This is a genomic window from Collinsella sp. AF18-8LB, assembly GCF_003459795.1.
In the GTDB taxonomy this organism is placed as follows: Bacteria; Actinomycetota; Coriobacteriia; order Coriobacteriales; family Coriobacteriaceae; genus Collinsella.
The window spans coordinates 822825-840267 of sequence record NZ_QRWU01000001.1 but is presented as its reverse complement, the minus strand read 5'-3'; the positions used below and the strand labels follow the sequence as shown (position 1 = coordinate 840267).

At 63.3% G+C, this 17443-nt stretch carries 18 protein-coding genes and 1 tRNA gene; all 19 read left to right on the top strand.

Annotated elements, in window-relative coordinates; genetic code table 11:
- The first annotated feature begins 34 nt into the window (after positions 1-34).
- The 19 genes from DWX25_RS03740 (at position 35) to DWX25_RS03650 (ending at position 17262) form a co-directional block, all read left to right on the top strand.
- Positions 35-2068: an ABC-F family ATP-binding cassette domain-containing protein gene (locus DWX25_RS03740; RefSeq protein WP_117799122.1), complete on the top strand. Its 2034-nt coding sequence runs from the start codon at positions 35-37 to the stop codon at positions 2066-2068.
- Entirely contained in the window at positions 2055-2351 is a 297-nt protein-coding gene (locus DWX25_RS03735) for a hypothetical protein (RefSeq protein WP_225093587.1), read from the top strand. The genes DWX25_RS03740 and DWX25_RS03735 overlap by 14 nt, the downstream gene beginning before the upstream one ends.
- Positions 2352-2360: 9 nt before the next feature.
- Entirely contained in the window at positions 2361-3044 is a 684-nt protein-coding gene (locus tag DWX25_RS03730; protein WP_117799121.1) for a site-2 protease family protein, read from the top strand.
- A gap of 84 nt (positions 3045-3128) precedes the next feature.
- Entirely contained in the window at positions 3129-3941 is an 813-nt protein-coding gene (locus DWX25_RS03725; protein ID WP_117799120.1) for a ScpA family protein, read from the top strand.
- An 11-nt stretch (positions 3942-3952) separates the two neighbouring features.
- Positions 3953-4672 carry an SMC-Scp complex subunit ScpB gene (gene scpB / locus DWX25_RS03720; RefSeq protein WP_117799119.1) on the top strand — a complete coding sequence of 240 codons (720 nt, stop codon included), beginning with the start codon at positions 3953-3955 and terminating at the stop codon, positions 4670-4672.
- On the top strand, positions 4659-5621 hold the full coding sequence (locus DWX25_RS03715) for a pseudouridine synthase (RefSeq protein WP_369832053.1): 963 nt from the start codon (positions 4659-4661) through the stop codon (positions 5619-5621). Before scpB ends, DWX25_RS03715 begins: the two co-directional genes overlap by 14 nt.
- A gap of 66 nt (positions 5622-5687) precedes the next feature.
- Positions 5688-6374, top strand: a complete 687-nt coding sequence (cmk, locus tag DWX25_RS03710; protein ID WP_117799117.1) for a (d)CMP kinase — start codon at positions 5688-5690, stop codon at positions 6372-6374.
- Positions 6375-6377: 3 nt separating this feature from the next.
- On the top strand, positions 6378-7106 hold the full coding sequence (locus DWX25_RS03705; protein ID WP_117799116.1) for a lysophospholipid acyltransferase family protein: 729 nt from the start codon (positions 6378-6380) through the stop codon (positions 7104-7106).
- A 2-nt stretch (positions 7107-7108) separates the two neighbouring features.
- Complete coding sequence (locus DWX25_RS03700; protein WP_117799115.1) at positions 7109-8008, top strand: 4-hydroxy-3-methylbut-2-enyl diphosphate reductase; 900 nt, start codon at positions 7109-7111, stop codon at positions 8006-8008.
- A 2-nt stretch (positions 8009-8010) separates the two neighbouring features.
- The gene (locus DWX25_RS03695; RefSeq protein ID WP_117799114.1) at positions 8011-9453 is read left to right on the top strand and encodes a DUF512 domain-containing protein; all 1443 of its coding nucleotides are present in this window, start codon (positions 8011-8013) and stop codon (positions 9451-9453) included.
- A gap of 10 nt (positions 9454-9463) precedes the next feature.
- Positions 9464-10798, top strand: a complete 1335-nt coding sequence (gene der / locus DWX25_RS03690) for a ribosome biogenesis GTPase Der (RefSeq protein WP_117799113.1) — start codon at positions 9464-9466, stop codon at positions 10796-10798.
- Positions 10791-11474, top strand: a complete 684-nt coding sequence (gene plsY / locus DWX25_RS03685; RefSeq protein WP_117799112.1) for a glycerol-3-phosphate 1-O-acyltransferase PlsY — start codon at positions 10791-10793, stop codon at positions 11472-11474. Before der ends, plsY begins: the two co-directional genes overlap by 8 nt.
- A 9-nt stretch (positions 11475-11483) precedes the next feature.
- A complete protein-coding gene (locus DWX25_RS03680; protein WP_117735212.1) occupies positions 11484-12491 on the top strand; it encodes an NAD(P)H-dependent glycerol-3-phosphate dehydrogenase in 1008 nt (335 codons plus the stop codon).
- An 18-nt stretch (positions 12492-12509) separates the two neighbouring features.
- The gene (gene rpe / locus DWX25_RS03675) at positions 12510-13181 is read left to right on the top strand and encodes a ribulose-phosphate 3-epimerase (RefSeq protein ID WP_117742770.1); all 672 of its coding nucleotides are present in this window, start codon (positions 12510-12512) and stop codon (positions 13179-13181) included.
- A gap of 6 nt (positions 13182-13187) precedes the next feature.
- On the top strand, positions 13188-14366 hold the full coding sequence (locus tag DWX25_RS03670) for a cysteine desulfurase family protein (RefSeq protein ID WP_117762980.1): 1179 nt from the start codon (positions 13188-13190) through the stop codon (positions 14364-14366).
- Positions 14363-15172 carry a Nif3-like dinuclear metal center hexameric protein gene (locus DWX25_RS03665; protein WP_117735209.1) on the top strand — a complete coding sequence of 270 codons (810 nt, stop codon included), beginning with the start codon at positions 14363-14365 and terminating at the stop codon, positions 15170-15172. The genes DWX25_RS03670 and DWX25_RS03665 overlap by 4 nt, the downstream gene beginning before the upstream one ends.
- Positions 15169-15888 carry a zinc ribbon domain-containing protein gene (locus tag DWX25_RS03660; RefSeq protein ID WP_117762981.1) on the top strand — a complete coding sequence of 240 codons (720 nt, stop codon included), beginning with the start codon at positions 15169-15171 and terminating at the stop codon, positions 15886-15888. The genes DWX25_RS03665 and DWX25_RS03660 overlap by 4 nt, the downstream gene beginning before the upstream one ends.
- A gap of 2 nt (positions 15889-15890) precedes the next feature.
- Complete coding sequence (gene coaBC, locus DWX25_RS03655) at positions 15891-17105, top strand: bifunctional phosphopantothenoylcysteine decarboxylase/phosphopantothenate--cysteine ligase CoaBC (protein ID WP_233505611.1); 1215 nt, start codon at positions 15891-15893, stop codon at positions 17103-17105.
- 80 nt (positions 17106-17185) lie between these two features.
- Positions 17186-17262, top strand: a tRNA-Pro gene (locus DWX25_RS03650).
- The last annotated feature ends 181 nt before the right edge of the window (positions 17263-17443 follow it).

Here is a 17443-nt window from a genome sequence, read left to right as displayed (position 1 = left end):
TTTCATATAGGCACACAAGGTCAAAGGCGGCACCATGATCCTCCTGGTAGACAAGATCGAAAAAAGCTTCGGCGCGCGCGTTCTCTTTAGCGGCGCGTCCTTCCAGATCAACCCCGGCGAGCGCTTCGCGCTCGTGGGCCCAAACGGCGCCGGCAAAACCACCATGCTCAAGATCATCATGGGAATCGACAGCCCCGACGCCGGCCAGGTCCAGTACGCCAAGGACTGCCAGGTGGGCTACCTAGAGCAGGAAACCAACCTGGAGCACAAGGACACCACCATCCTCGCCGAGGTCATGGCAGCCGCTAAAGAAATCCGCCGCATGGGCGAGCGCGCTAACGAGCTGCAGGCTCAGATCACCGAACTCTCCGAACAGGGCAAGGATGTCGACGCACTCCTCAACGAGTACGGCCAGGTCCAGGACCGCTTTGAGCACCTGGGCGGCTACGAGCTCGAGAGCAACGCCCGCAAGATCCTGTCCGGCCTCGGCTTTAAGGTCACCGACTTTGAGCGCCCGTGCTCCGAGTTCTCGGGCGGCTGGCAGATGCGCATCGCGCTCGCCAAGCTCTTCCTGCGCCACCCCGACCTGCTGCTTCTGGACGAGCCCACCAACCATCTGGACCTCGAAAGTGTCCAGTGGCTGCGCGGCTTTATCGCGAGCTACGACGGCGCCGTGCTCATCGTCAGCCACGACCGCGCCTTTATGGACGCCTGCGTCGATCACGTCGCCGCGCTCGAAAACCGCCGCGTGACTACCTACACCGGCAACTACAGCAGCTACCTCAAGCAACGCGAGGACAACCTGGAGCAGATGCGCGCCAAGCGTGCCGCGCAGGAGCGCGACATCGCCCATATGCAGGTCTTCGTCGACAAGTTCCGTTACAAGCCCACCAAGGCCGCCCAGGCGCAGGAGCGCATCCGTAAGATCGAGCAGATCAAAAAGGAGCTCGTAATCCTGCCCGAAGGCCACAAGCACATCGACTTTAAGTTCCCCGACCCGCCGCGCTCGGGCGACATGGTCGTGGGCCTCGAGGGCGTATCCAAATCCTACGGCGACAAGCACATCTACAGTGACATCGACCTCAAGCTCTACCGCGGCGAGCATGTGGCGCTCGTCGGCCCCAACGGTGCCGGCAAGTCTACGCTCATGAAGATCCTCGCCGGCCTGGAGCCGCCCACCACCGGCACCCGCGACCTGGGCACTAACGTGGGCGTGGCCTATTACGCCCAGCACGCGCTCGAGGGCATGACCGAATCCAACACCGTCCTGCAAGAGATCGACACCGTTACGCCCAAGTGGACCGTGCCGCAGCAGCGCAGCCTGCTGGGTGCCTTCCTGTTTAGCGACAACGACGCAATCGAAAAGCAGGTACGCGTCCTCTCCGGCGGTGAAAAGGCGCGCCTGGCGCTCGCCAAGATGCTCGTGGCGCCCGAGGCGCTCCTGTGCCTGGACGAGCCCACCAACCACCTGGACATCGACTCGGTGGACATGCTCGAGAACGCCCTGCAAAACTTCCCCGGCACCATCGTGCTGATCAGCCACGACGAACACCTGGTGCGCGCCGTGGCCAACCGCGTCATCGACATCCGCGACGGCAAGGTCACGGTCTACGATGGCGACTACGACTACTACCTCTACAAGCGCGAGGACCTCGCAGCCCGCGCCGCCGCCGAGGCGGCAGGGGAGAGTGCACCGGCCGCGACCAAGTCCGCTAAGGTCACCGCGGCCCAGCCCGACACCCCCGCCACCGCTTCCAAGCCTGCCGAGGGCAAAAAGACCAAGGAGCAAAAGCGCGCCGAGGCCCAGGCCCGCGCTGCGCTCAACAAAAAGCTCAAGGGCGTGCGCAACCAGCTCAAGAAGATCGAGACGGAGCTCGACAAAAAGCGCGCCCGCTATGACGAGCTTATGGAATTGATGGCAAGCGAAGAGCTTTATGCCGATCAGGACAAGTTCAACGCCGCGCTGGGGGAATATAACGACCTTAAGCAAGAGCTACCCAAGCTCGAGGACGAATGGCTGGAGCTTTCCACCCAGATCGAAGAGGAGACCGCGCGTGAACTCTCGTAAGGCCACTGCCGTGGCGATGAGCATCATCGCCATCGCGTGCCGTATCTGCGCCATCTTTATGAGCGCGATGACCGTACTGCTGTGCTTTAGCGGCCTGACCGCCAAGCTGCAGATCGTGGGCTTTGTCGTTGAGCTTTCGCGCGCGCTGCCGAGCGCCATCGCCGGCTACGGCGTCATCACCTCTCCCTTTGGCGGCGTCTTCCGCCTGGATTACGCTATCGTCGCCGTCATCCTGTTTGTAATTGACTACCTGCTCACACGCGCCTCGCGCCGCGTCCGCTAGGGGAGCGCCATGTCAAGCAGCTACATCATGAACCTGCTCGCCAGCGCGGTCGCCGTCATCCTGGGCATCGTTATCCACGAGAGCGCGCACGCCGCCGCAGCCTGGGCTCTCGGCGACAAGACAGCCCGATCACGCGGTCGTGTCTCGCTCAACCCGCTCAACCATATCGACCCGTTTGGCACCATCATCCTGCCGCTGCTCATGCTCGCAGCCGGTGGCCCGGTGTTTGCCTTCGCCAAGCCCGTGCCCGTCTACCTCAACAACCTCAAGCACCCCAAGCGCGACGAGGTCCTGGTGAGCGTTGCCGGCCCCGCATCGAACATCGCCCTCGCGTGCCTCGCTGCCGCTCTCATGCAAGTAACGTACGGCAACCTCTATGCAAGCATGTCCTTTGCCGTAGCGTCACAGATCATGAACTTCGGCGCCACGTTTATCGTGGTCAACCTGTCGCTCGCGTTCTTTAACCTCATCCCAATTCCGCCGCTCGATGGCTCGTCGATCATCGTGCCCTTCCTCAAGGGCAAGGCACTCGCCAACTACTATCGTCTGCAGCAATACGCCATGCCTATCCTCATCATTGTGCTGTACCTGCTGCCTATGTGGACCGGCATCGATGTGATCGGCCGCTATTTCGACGTTACCGTGTATCCGCTTGCTGAGCAGCTGCTCAACCTCGCAATCGCCGGCATATAAGGTAAACTTACAGGTCGACCGTGCAAAACGGTCGTAATATGCACCCAAACCGCGCCGCGAAGGCGCCGTCAAAGGAGGTCGAAGATGTCGTATCGCGTGTCGACGCAGGTCTACAGCGGACCGTTCGACCTGCTGCTGCAGCTGGTAACCCGCCAAAAAGTAGATATCGGCGCCATCTCCATCAGCGAGGTGGCCGAGCAGTACCTTGCCGAGGCCGAGCGCATCGAGGCACTGGACCTGGACGTGGCGAGCGACTTTTTGCTGGTCGCGGCAACCCTTTTGGACATCAAGGCCGCCTCGCTGGTGCCGCAGGAAGCCCCGCGCAAAGCCGATGACGACGATGACGAGCTCGATGAAGACCTCGAGGAGCTCAGCACGCTCGACGGCGACGCCTTGCGCGAGGTCCTGATCCAGCGCCTGATCGCCTACAAGCAGTTTAAGGGCGCGGCTGCGGCCCTCGGTGCCCGCATGCAGGCCGAAAGCCGCATGCACCCGCGTGTGGCCGGCCCCGACCCGGAGTTTTTGGGCCTCATGCCCGACTACCTGGCTGGCATCACCCTGCGCGGCCTGGCCGTCATCTGTGCCGACCTGGACGGCAAGCGCCAGACCTTCCTGCTCGAGGCCGAGCATGTGGCGCCGCATCGCGTGCCGCTCGACCTGACCGTGGCCTCAGTCGACCGCTTTACGATGGCACACCAAACCTGCACCTTCCGCGAGCTGCTGGACGGCGACGCCACCACCGAGCAGCTCGTCGTCACTTTCCTGGCCATGCTCGAGCTCGCCAAGCGCGGCTCGCTTACGCTGAGTCAGGACGAAATCTTTGGGACCATTCAAATCAACCGCGTCGAGGGCGCTGAGGCCTATGTGCCCGGCGAGGGCCCCGAGCTCACCGAATAGGAGCCGCAACCATGTCAACCCTTTCCACGCTGGAGGCAAACAGCCTCAAAGGCGCCCTCGAGGCGCTGCTGCTGGTCTCGAGCGACCCCGTGAGCGCGCCCGCGCTGGCAGGCGCGCTGGACATCGCCCCCGGCGAGTGCGTGTCGCTGTTGGCCGAGCTCAAGGTAGAGTATGAGGAGGCCAACCGCGGCTTTCAGCTGCGCGAGGTCGCCGGCGGTTGGCGCCTGTTTACGCACCCCGCCTACCACGACGTAGTCGAGGCCTATGTGTTGAGCTGGGACACGCAAAAGCTGTCGCAGGCGGCGCTCGAAACCCTGGCCGTCATCGCATACCACCAGCCTGTGACGCGCGAGGTGGTCAAGGGCATCCGCGGCGTCAATTCCGACGGCGTCATCGCGTCGCTCGTCGACAAGGGCCTGGTGCGCGAGCTCGGCCGCGACCCCCAGCGCGGTCAGGCCATCATCTACGGCACGACCAACGCCTTCTTGGAAAAGTTCGGTCTACGCTCCACCCGCGACCTGCCCGACCTTGAGCAGTTTGCCCCCGACGAGCAGTCGCGTCAGTTTATCCGCGAGCGCCTGAGCGGCCGCAGCATTCAGTCTACGCTCGAGGAGCAGGCTGAGGACCTGGACGAAGAGCGCGAACTGATAGATACCGATGTTGAGGACACCGATGTCGAGGAGCTTCTGGCAGCCGGTGATACCTCGGAGGATATGCATGACGAGGACTAACGAAGCAGGGGAGACGCGCGCCATGGGCAACGCAGTACCCGCAACCGACGCCCAGCCCGTCTATCCGCACACCATGCGCCTGCAGCGCTTTTTGGCGCGCGCGGGCGTGGCGAGCCGCCGCGGCTCGGAGGACCTGATGACCGCCGGCCGCGTGACCGTCAACGGCCAGGTCGCGACCGAACTAGGTACCAAGGTCGATGTCGACCGCGATCACATCGAGGTCGACGGCATGCCCGTCAAGCTCTACCAGGGCGCCGTGTACCTGATGCTCTACAAGCCGACCGGCTACCTCACCACCATGAGCGACCCGCAGGAGCGCCCTTGCGTGGCCGACCTGGTACCGCGCGACCGTTTTCCGGGGCTCTTCCCGGTGGGCCGCCTGGACCGCGACACCACGGGCCTTTTGCTCTTTACAACCGACGGCGACCTGTCGCAGGATCTGCTGCACCCCAGCAAGCACGTCTACAAGACCTACCATGCACTCGTGGACGGGCAGCTGACCGACCGCGATCTCACGCCGCTGCGTCGCGGCATAGAGCTCGACGACGGCCTGTGCCAGCCGGCAATCTGCCGCATCATCAACGCGCGCGAGGCCGAGGCCGTGGCTCCGCAAGGCATCAAGCCCGGCACCACCGCCGTGGAGGTCATCATCCGCGAGGGCCGTAAGAATCAAGTTAAGCGCATGTTGAGCAAGATTCACCATCCGGTAATCCGTCTGCATCGCTGCAACTTTGCCGGCCTTGAGCTCGAGGGTGTGGCCAAGGGCTCGTGGCGCGAGCTCACCGACTGCGAGGTGCAGATCCTCAAGTCCGGCGGCATCCCGCCTAAGCAGGCCGTCGGCAAGCGCGGTGCCGCGCCGGCGACCAACACCGCCAGCCGCACGCGTCACCACGGCAGCCACGGCTCCGCACCCAAGCGTAACACCTACCGCGAGCGCTATACGGGCTAGGCAACCCGCCGCGCCCCAACGCCCGCGAACCATACCAGCACATCAACCACCGAAAGGAAGCACTGCATGATCGTCGCCATCGACGGCCCCGCCGGTTCCGGCAAGTCCACCATCGCCAAGGAGATCGCCCGCCAGCTGGGCTTTAACAAGCTCGACACGGGCGCCATGTATCGCGCCGTCACCTTCGCCGCGCTCGACCGCGGCATCGACCTGGACGACGAGGCGGCAATCGACGCCCTCGCCGAGCAGATCGAGATCCGCTTTACCAACGGCACCGGAGAGGACACGCGCCTGACCGTTGACGGCCAGGACGCTTCGACCGCCATCCGCACCCCGCAGGTCGACGCCAACGTGTCCAAGGTCTCGGCCTATCCGGGCGTGCGCGCCGCCATGCTCATCCACCAGCGCCGCGCCGCCGAGGACCGCGATATCGTCGCCGAGGGTCGCGACATCGGAACCGTCGTGTTCCCCAACGCCCAGGTCAAGATCTTCCTGACTGCCGACCCGCGCGAGCGCGCCCGCCGTCGCGTGCTGCAGCGTCACCAAAACGACGCCCAGCCGCTCACGCCCGCGCAACTCGAGGCCGAGGTCGACGAGACCCTCGACGCCCTTAAACAGCGCGACAAGCTTGACAGCAGCCGCGAGGTCGCCCCGCTCGTGCCCGCCGAGGACGCCGTGCACGTCGACTCCACCGCCCACACCATCGACGAGGTCGTCCGCATTATCGAAGACCTCATCAACCAAAGGAGGTAGCCCATGCGCCTGTTTAAGCAGACGCCCGAGGACTATTACAACGCCCCCTACGCCGAGTTCCCGGTGCTCATCCGCGGCACCGTCGTCGTGGTCATGGCCATCCTGTGGGCCTTCTCTAAGCTCATGTGGCGTTGGAAGGTCGAGGATGCCGACCTGCTGTTTGAGCGCCAGGACGACCGCGGCGGCGTGGTCATCTGCAACCACACCTCGATGGCCGAGCTCTTGGCCGTGGAGACGGCGCTGTTCTTTGGGGGCCGCCGCATTCGTCCCATCTTTAAATCCGAGTTTGCCAAGAGCAAGATTGTGCGCTGGGCCTTTAGCCGCGTTGGCGGCATCCCCGTGGAACGTGGTACTGCCGATATGAAGTGCCTGCGCGCCGCCCAGCATGCGCTGCAGCGCGGCGAGGACGTCCTGATCTTCCCCGAGGGCACGCGCATCCGCTCGCGCGAAATCAAGCCCGAGGTCCACGGCGGTTTTGCGCTCATCGCTCAGATGGGCAAGGCGCCCGTCAACCCGCTCGCCATCTGTGGCTGGTCCGACATCACGCCTGCGGGCAAAATGCTCATGCGTCCCAAGAAGTGCTGGATCCGCGCCGGCAAGGCCGTCTCGCTTTCTGACGCGCCGGCCGGGCTTAAACGCACTGAGCGCTTGGCCTGGTTTGAATCCGAAGCCATGAACCGTGTCTATAAGATGCGCGACGAGCTGTGCGCTGAGCATCCGGGCAGGTTCTAGCCATGAGCGACAACGTGACAAACACTGCCGCGACTACGTCCGACCAGGACAACGCGCCCACTATCGAGATCGCAGCCCACGCCGGCACTTGCTATGGCGTACAGCGTGCGCTCGATATGGCGCTAGCCGCCGCGCCGCAGACAGGAGAGAGCACTCAGGTCCATACCTTGGGTCCGCTCATCCATAACCCCATCGTGGTACGCGAGCTCGCCGAGGCAGGCGTCGGTCTGGCCGACACCTTGGACGACGCCACATCGGGCACCGTGATCATCCGCGCTCACGGCGTGGTGCCGCAGGTCATCGATGCCGCTCGCGAGCGTGGCCTTAACGTCGTCGACGCCACCTGCCCCTACGTGAAGAAGGTCCATGTGGCAACCGAGCGCCTGGTACGCGAGGGCTACCGCGTGGTAGTCGTGGGCGAGCCGGGCCACCCCGAAGTCGAGGGCATCCTGGGCCACGCCGGCGATGACGCGCAGGTCGTGAGCTGCACCGCCGACGCCGATGCCTTGTCGCTCAAGGGCAAGGTAGGCCTCGTCGTGCAGACCACCCAGACCGCGCAGAACCTCGCCGAGGTCGTGGCCGCTATCACCCCTCGCGTGCAGGAGCTTCGTGTGATCAACACCATCTGCGCCGCCACGAGTGAGCGTCAACAGGCAGCAGCCACGCTTGCCAACCGCTGCGACTGCATGGTCGTGGTGGGCGGCAAGAACTCGGGCAACACCCGCCGCCTGGCACAGATTTGCGCGGACGCCTGCGAGCGCACGTATCACATCGAGGAAGCTTCCGAGCTCCAGGCCGCGTGGTTTACCGACGCTCGCCACATCGGCATCACCGCCGGAGCCTCCACCCCGCAAGAACACATCGAACGCGCCGTCACGCGCATCAAGGAGCTTTGCCGCTAACCATGGACCAGACCGTACCCGCATACGCCGCCGAGGTGGCTGATTACGGGCGCAGCCGCGACCCCGAGCCGGGTGAGGGCGCGCTCGTAAAGAACATACGTCCCGAATCGCCCGCGTGGGATGTGGGTATCGAGCCGGGCATGCGCGTGCTCACGGTCAACGGCGAGCAGCTCACCGACATGATCGTGTGGCTCTGGGAGGCCGACGACGACACCGTCGAGCTGGAGGTATTCGATCCACGCGACGGCACCGTCACCCCCGTCGAGCTCGACCGCTTTCCCGGCGAGGACTGGGGCCTGGAGTTCGATGGCCCCATCTTTGATGGCATGCGTACCTGCGTCAACGCCTGCGTGTTTTGCTTTATGACCATGCTGCCCAAGGGCGGTCGCTCCACGCTCTACATCCGCGACGACGACTACCGCCTGAGCTTTTTGCAGGGCAACTTTGTCACGCTCACGAACCTCTCCGACGAGGACGTGCAAAACGTCATCGAGCGCAACATGAGCCCCATGAACGTGTCGGTCCATGCCGTGAGCCCAGATATCCGCTGCCGCATGATGGGCCGAAACGCCCAACGTGGCATGGACGTGCTCGAGGCCATCATGGCCGCCGGCATCGAAATCCACGCGCAGATCGTGCTGTGCCCCGGCATGAACGACGGCGAGGAGCTGCAGAAGACCCTGCGCTTTTGCGAGGAGCACGAGCAAATCACCAGCCTGGGCATTGTGCCCCTTGGATTTACCAAACACCAGAATCGCTTTAGCTGGTCCTACAGCGACAAGCCCGAGCTGGCGCGCGAGACCATCGACATGATCCGGCCCTTCCAGGACCGTGCCTTCGAGCGCTTTGGCCGCCACACCTTCCAGATGAGCGACGAGTTCTATCTGGACGCCGGCATCGAGCCGCCCGAGGCCGATTTCTACGACGGCTACCCGCAGTATTACGACGGCATCGGCATGATCCGCTCGTATCTGGACGAGACCGACGACGTGATGGCTACCGATGCCGAGCGACTGGCCCGCGTCCGCGAGGCCATCACCGCCCGCAACCAGCGCCTGCTGTGCCTCTCGGGCGCCAGCGCACGCGACACGGTGGCGCGTTTTGTGGAGTCGCCGCAGGGCCTTGCCGGCTCTGTCACGGCTATCAAGAACCGCTACTTTGGCGGCAACGTGGACGTAACCGGCCTCATCGTCGCAAGCGACATCCTGGAGCAGCTACCCCAAGACCTGTCGGGGGTTATGCTCTTTGTGCCTAAGCTCATGTTCAACGCCGACGGTATGACCCTTGACGAGTATCATCGTGACGACTTACTCGCAAGCCTTACCGGTCGCGGCGCCGAGGTTCATGTGGTATCGACCATGCCGCACGAGTTGCTCGATACCCTGGAGCACATCCTTGGCATTGTGCCTGCCGACTCTACTAATTCCGCTGACCCTACCCATTAAAGGAGAGCAGATGAAACCTATCGTCGCCATCGTCGGACGCCCCAACGTGGGCAAGTCCACGCTCGTTAACCGCCTGGCCCAGACCTCGGACGCCATCGTCCACGAGTCCCGCGGCGTTACGCGCGACCGCTCGTATCACACGGCCGATTGGAACGGCCGCGAGTTCACTATCGTCGACACGGGCGGTATCGAGCCGCTCAAGAGCGACGATGTCTTTGCAACGTCCATCCGCGACCAGGCGCTCGCCGCCGCCGAGGAAGCCGCCGTCATCCTGTTTGTGGTCGACGGCCGCACCGGTGTCACCGAGGAGGACGAGTCGGTCGCCCGCATGCTCAAGCGCTGCGACAAGCCGGTCTTTCTACTGGTGAACAAGCTCGACAACCCCGATCGCGAGAACGACAGCATCTGGGAGTTCTATTCGCTCGGCATCGGCGAGCCCACGCCGCTCTCGGCCCTGCATGGCCATGGCACGGGCGACCTGCTCGACGATATCGTGGCCCTGCTTCCGGAAGAAGAGGACGAGGTCGCCGACGAGTTCCCCGATGCGCTGAACGTGGCCATCATCGGCCGCCCCAACGCCGGTAAGTCCTCGCTGTTCAACCGTATCCTGGGTGCCGACCGCTCCATCGTCTCGAACATCGCCGGCACCACGCGCGACGCCATCGACACGGTCGTCGAGCGCAACGGCAGGCACTACCGCATGGTCGATACCGCGGGCATCCGTAAGAAGAGCACCGTGTACGAAAACATCGAGTACTACTCCATGGTCCGTGGCCTGCGCGCCATCGACCGCGCCGACGTGGCGCTGCTCGTCGTCGACGCCTCCGTGGGCGTCACCGAGCAGGACCAGAAGGTCATGGGCTTGGCCATCGAACGCGGCTGCGCCATCGTGGTGCTGCTCAACAAGTGGGACCTGCTCGACGACGACCGCAAGCGCGAGGCCTGCATGGAGACCGTCGACCGCCGTCTAGGCGTCATGGCTCCCTGGGCCCAGTACCTGCGCATCTCTGCCCTGACCGGCCGCAGCGTGGAGAAGATCTGGGCAATGGTCGACGCGGCCGAAAAGACACGCTCGCAGAAGATCAGCACCTCGCGCCTCAACACGTTCCTCACCGACCTGCGCGAGTTCGGCCATACCGTGGTGGACGGCAAGCGCCGCCTGCGTATGCACTACGTGACCCAGACGGGCGTCAACCCGCCGACGTTCACGTATTTCGTCAACCACAGCGACCTGGTCAACGACACCTACCAACGCTATGTAGAGAACCGTATGCGCTCGACCTTCGACTTTGCCGGCACGCCCATTCGACTCTTCTTTAGGAAGAAGGAGCAAAAGGATGCTTAATCCGATTCTGCTGACCGCCATCTGCGCCGTGGTCTCGTTCTTTATCGGAGCGATTCCGTTTGGCCTGATCCTGGGCCGCGTGTTCAACCACACGGACATCCGCAAGGCGGGCTCCGGCAACATCGGCACCACCAACGCCCTGCGCGTGGCCGGTCCCAAGGTGGCCGCGCTCACCCTGCTGCTCGACTGCCTTAAGGGCGGCATCTGCGTCCTTATCGCGCGTCCGCTCATCGCGAGCGTGGGCTATGGCTTTCCGCCGAACATTATGGCGCCCGGTGCCCCTGGCGACTGGATGCTCGGCGTCATTTGCCTGGCAGCCGTGTGGGGACACATCTTCTCGCCCTACCTCAACTTCCATGGCGGCAAGGGTATCGCAGTTGGTCTGGGCGTCATCCTCGCCTGGTACTGGCCCATTGGCCTGTCGCTGCTAGGCATGTTTATCGTGGCCGTCGCCATCACCAAGTATGTGTCGGTGGGCTCGCTCGCCGCTGCCATCGGACTTCCCATCGCTGCCTGCGCGGTCTTTCCGTACAGCAGCCTGGGCCTCAAGTTTTGCATGGCGATGATCGGCATCACCGTAGTGTGGGCCCATCGCTCGAATATCCAAAAGCTCATGGCCGGTAAGGAGTCCAAGCTCTCGTTTACCAAGCGCGTCACCGAGCCCGACGATAAGTAGGAGAGAGTCATGAATGTTGCGCTGATTGGCTCCGGCTCCTGGGGAACCGCCGTCGCCGGCCTTGCTGCCGCGCGAGCCGAGCGCGTGACCATGTGGGCCCACAGCGAGCAGACGGCCGCCGGCATCAATGGCGAGCACCGCAACCCCCGGTATCTGGTGGGCTACGAGCTGCCCAAAAACGTTGTCGCCACGACGGAGCTGGCGCAGGCGCTCGACGGCGCCGAGGCCATCATCTTTGCCGTTCCTTCGACGCACCTTCGCAGCGTGTGCCACCAGGCCGCGCCCTTTATCGCCGCCGATACCCCGGTTCTGTGCCTCACCAAGGGCATTGAGCCCGAGTCTGGCCTACTCATGAGCGAGGTCATCGCCAGCGAGATCGACAACGAGGCGCGTGTCGCGGCGCTTTCGGGCCCCAACCATGCTGAGGAAATCTGCCGCGGCGGGCTTTCGGCCGCCGTCATCGCCAGCGAGGACCAGCAGGTGGGGGAGACCTTTAAGGACCTGCTCCTGTCCACTGCCTTCCGAATCTATCTGTCGCAAGACATGACCGGTGTAGAGGTCTGCGGCGCTATGAAAAATGTCATCGCCATCGTGTGCGGCATCTCCGCCGGCACCGGTGCGGGCGACAATACGCTCGCCCTTATCATGACGCGCGGCCTGGCCGAGATCAGCCGACTGGCGCACGCACGCGGCGGTCAGGCCATAACCTGCATGGGGCTCGCCGGCATGGGCGACCTCATCGCCACCTGCACCTCGGAGCACTCGCGCAACCGCACCTTTGGCTACGAGTTTGCCCACGGCGTGTCACTCGACGAGTATCAGGAGCGTACGCATATGGTGGTTGAGGGCGCCGTCGCGGCCCGCAGCGTCAGCGAACTTGCCCGTTCACTGGGCGTAGACATTCCGCTTACCTTTGCCGTGGAGCAAACGCTCTACAACGGTGTTACCTTGGATAGGGCGCTCGAAATTCTTACCGATCGCGTCCCCTCTCAAGAGTTCTACGGACTCACCGACTAGCGCAGAAAGGCTTCTACCATGGGTTCCATCAAAATCGCTCCATCCGTCCTCTCGGCCGACATGGCCAACCTGAAGGGCGAGCTCGACAAGATCGCCGGTGCCGACTACGTGCACTTTGACGTTATGGACGGTCACTTTACCGGCAACCTCACCTTTGGCGTTGACATCCTCAAAGCTGTCAAGCGTTCTACCAACGTGCCGGTCGATGCGCACCTCATGGTGTCGAACCCCGACGAGACGGTCGATTGGTACGCCGACGCCGGTGCCGACATGATCACCGTGCACTACGAGGCCTCCACGCACCTGCACCGCACGCTCACGCACCTGCAGCAGCGCGGCGTTAAAGCCGGCGTGGTGCTCAACCCCGCCACGCCCATCTGCGTACTCGAGAGCATCATCGACGTCGTCGACATGGTGCTGCTGATGAGCGTGAACCCCGGCTTTGGCGGCCAGAGCTTTATTCCCGGTACCATTGCCAAACTGCACGAGCTCAAGGCCATGTGCGAGCGTCACGGCGTTTCGCCCCTCATCGAGGTCGACGGCGGCATCTCTTCCAAGAACATCGCCGATGTCGTCAATGCCGGCGCCAACGTGCTCGTGGCCGGTTCTGCCGTATTTAAGTCCGAAGATCCCGCTGCCGAGGTTGCGCTGCTGCAGAAGCTGGGCAACGAGGCCGCACAGGAGGCATAATCCCTTATGACCGCAGGTCAAAACCGCATACCCGTGAATCTTGACTATGCCGCCTCGACGCCTATGCGCGCCGAGGCGCTCCTTGCGCAGCGCGAGTACGACGACAGCGAGCTTGCCGGCGTCAACCCCAACTCGCTGCATTCGCTTGGGCGCAAGGCCGCTGCGCGCCTAGAAGTGGCACGTCGCGAGATTGCCCGCAGCTTTGGCGCGCGCGTCCGCCCGTCCGAGATCATTTTGACCAACGGCGGCACCGAGGCAAACCAGCTGGCGCTCCTCGGACTTGCCGAGGGCGCTCGTCAGCGCGATCGCAAGCGCGACCGTGTCATCGTTTCGGCCATCGAGCACGATTCGATTCTGGACAACCTGCCGTTGCTGCGCGCCGCCGGCTTTTTCGTCGACCTGGTGCAGCCCTGCCGTGCGGGCTACATTGAGCCCGCCGCGCTTGTCCAACTGCTAGGCGACGACGTGGCGCTCGTGAGCGTTATGGTCGCCAACAACGAAACCGGCGTGGTGCAGCCCATCCGCGAGCTTGCCGCCGCCGCACATGCTGCCGGCGCCTTGTTTCATACCGATGCCATCCAGGGCTACTTACATATTCCGCTCGATGTCACCGAGCTGGGAGTTGACGCTATGACCGTTGCAGCGCACAAGATTGGCGGCCCCGTGGCATCCGGCGCGCTCTACCTTAAGAGCCGCACGCCGCTGCGCCCGCGCATCTTTGGCGGCGGACAGGAGGCCGGTCGTCGTGCCGGCACGCAGGACCTGCGCACGCAGCTGGCTTTTGCCGCTGCCGCTTCCGCGCTGTTGCCGAATGTTGCCCAGGAGCGCACAACGCTGCAGGCCTTATCCGATAAGCTCTACGCCACGCTTACGACCCATCCTCGCATTCACGCCACGATGGGCGACTACGCGCATGCCGATCGTCTGCCCGGCATGGTATCGATCTACGTCGACGGCATGGACTCAGAGGAACTCATCGTCAAGCTCGATGCCGCCGGCTTTGAGGTTTCGGCCGGATCGGCTTGCTCGAGCGGCAGCATGGACCCGAGCCACGTGCTCAGCGCCATGGGCATTGGTCGCGAGCAGGCGCTGGGCGCACTGCGCATCTCCTTCGATGACCGCATGAACCCGGCTGACCTGGACGACTTTGCCCAAGCGCTGCTGTCGATTGTGGGTCCCGCATGATCGTCGCCGACCTTGAGCGCGCTCTGCTGACGCGCTATCCCAAGACGGACGCCGAGGGCTGGGATCATGTAGGGCTCTCCGTGGGCGACCCTGCCGCCGAGATTACCGGCGTGGCCTGCGCGCTCGATGCGACCGAAGCTAATGTTCGCCGCGCACAAGATGCTGGTGCCAACGTGCTGCTGACGCATCATCCTATCTACATCAAGGCGCCTGAGGCGTTTTGTCCGTCGGATTCCGCACGCCCCCAGTGCAGCGCGGCGCTCTATGAGGCGGCCTGTTGCGGCGTGAGCATCATATCGCTCCACACCAACCTGGACCGCTCGCACGAAGCACGCGTCTGCCTAAGTACGCTGTTGGACGCCGCGCCCGCAAGCTCGCTGGAGCACGTGGACGACCCCGAAGCGACTGGCCTGGGCGCGCTTGCAACGCTCAACGACCCCTGCAGCCTGCGTGACCTTGCCACTCGCGCCGCCACGGTGTTTGGCAGCGACCCACGCGTGTGGGGCGAGGCCGATAGCCCGTGCCGAACCGTCGCCATTTTGGGCGGCTCCCTGGGCGATTTTGGTGAGCTTGCCATCGCCGCAGGCGCAGATGTTATTGTGACCGGAGAGGCCGGCTACCACGTGGCGCAAGACCTTGCCTTGCGCGGGCTGCCGGTGATCTTGCTCGGCCACGACCGCTCTGAGGAGCCGTTCGTTGATATATTGATGAACTCTGCAGTTGACGCCGGGGTCGACCCCCGTCATGCGATTAAAATACTGAACCCTTGCCAATGGTGGACTGTGACAAAAGGAGAGAACTTATGAGCGCCGGCGCTACGCTACTCAAGCTGCAACAGATCGATTTGGAGCTCGCCCGCAACAAGAGCGAACTTTCCAATATGCCGGAGCTCAAGGAGCTCGCTTCCAAGCGCAAGACCTATGTGAAGCTCAAGGCCGAGATGACCAAGCTCTACGCCCAGCGCAAAGACCTGGACATTGAGATCGACGACCTCAACACCACCGAGATTCAGACCAACAACGCCATCGAGGCCGCCAAGAAGCGTCACGTCGACGGCTCCGACTACCGCGAGGTTCAGGACCTGGAGAATGAGCTCGCCACCCTGGCCAAGCGTCTGGACAAGATCGAGCACACCCGCAAGGACGTCGTTGTCGCCCATAAGGAGGCGCTCGACCGCGAGGTCCGCGCGCAGGCGATCATCGCCAAGTTCGAGGAGGGCGTGAAGGCCGATACCAAGGCCGCCCGCGCCAAGGCTGCCGACCTGCAGGCTCAGATCGACGCCGCCACGAAGGAGCGCACCGCGCTTGCCGCTACGCTACCGGCCGACGTGCTCACCGACTACGAGCGCCTGCTCAAGCAGTTCCGCGGGCTGGCCGTCGAGACCATCCAGGGCAACATCCCCACGGTCTGCCACACCGCGCTGCAGGCATCGTCCATGAGCGACCTCAACCATGACGGTAGCGAGATTACGCACTGCCCGTACTGCCACCGCCTCCTGGTACTCCCGAGCAAGGAAGCCTAGCGATGACATCGGCACCCAACAATTCAATGCAACTTGAGGGAAAAACGATCCTGCTGGGCATTACCGGCGGGATTGCCGCCTATAAGTCGTGCAATATCGTGCGTCTGCTGCAAAAGCGCGGCGCACGCGTCAAGGTCGTTATGAGCGAGCATGCCACGGAGTTCGTGGGGCCGCTTACCTTCCGCGCGCTCACCAATGAGCCGGTCGCGGTTGGACTATTCGACGACCCGTCTGACCCAATCCACCATATTTCGCTGGCGCAGGAGCCCGATCTGGTGGTCGTGGCGCCCGCGACGGCCAATATCATCGCCAAGATGGCCAACGGCATCGCCGACGACCTCATCTCCACCACGCTGCTGGCAACGCCGCGACCCGTCGTGATCGCGCCGGCCATGAACAACGGCATGTGGAAGGCACCGGCTACACAGGCCAATATGGCCACGCTGCGCGACCGTGGCGTGCGCGTGGTGGGTCCGGGCAGCGGCTACCTTGCCTGCGGCGACGTAGACACGGGCCGCATGAGCGAGCCCGAGGACATCGTCGAGGCTGTCAGTGAGGTGCTCAACCCCGCACCTCAGGATCTGGCAGGTAAGCGCATCGTGATTACCGCCGGCTCCACGCACGAGCCGATCGACCCCGTGCGCTTCATTGGCAACCGCTCTTCGGGCAAGATGGGTATCGCCCTGGCAGGGGAGGCTGCTCGCCGCGGTGCTGCGGTCACGCTCGTGTTGGGACCGACATCGCTCGATGTGCCCCACGGCGTGGAGTGCGTGCGCGTGCAGACCGCCGCAGAGATGCTCCAAGCTGCCCTGAACGCCTTCCAAACGGCCGATGCGGCAATTTGTGCGGCCGCCGTCGCCGACTACACCCCCGCGGCCCCTGCGGATCATAAACTCAAAAAGTCGAACGAACGCTTGGATCACATTGAACTGGTCGAGACAGTCGATATCTTGGCTGAGCTCTCGCGCCAGAAAGGCGAGCGCCGTGTAATCGGATTTGCAGCCGAGACCGATAATGTCGTGGAGTACGCCGAGCGTAAATTGGCCCGCAAGGGATGCGATGCGATCGTCGCCAACGATGTCTCGCGCGCCGATTCGGGCTTTGGCACCGACACGAACAAGGCCTGGATTGTGAGCACGACGGGCGCGCAAGAACTTCCCGTGCTAACAAAACCCCAGCTCGCAGATACAATTTTGGACTTGCTTCAAAATTTGTAAAAAAGTTCTTGCACTAGTCTAAAGTTTCGGGTTAATATACTCCCTGTTGCGAGCGAGAGCAGAGCAACAAACAAAAGCTTCGGGACGTGGCGCAGCTTGGTAGCGCACTTGACTGGGGGTCAAGGGGTCGCTGGTTCGAATCCAGTCGTCCCGACCAGAAGTTTGCAGGTCAGGCACCTAGTGCCTGACCTTTTTTATTAAGAATCAACGGCTTTCTTTATCGATACTTTCGCTCAACAAAAACTTGTACGTCACCCTCCAAAAATGACAATTTATGACATGTTTGGAGGCTGACGTACACAAAAACGGTACATTCACATTGCGACAGCGCCTTCCTC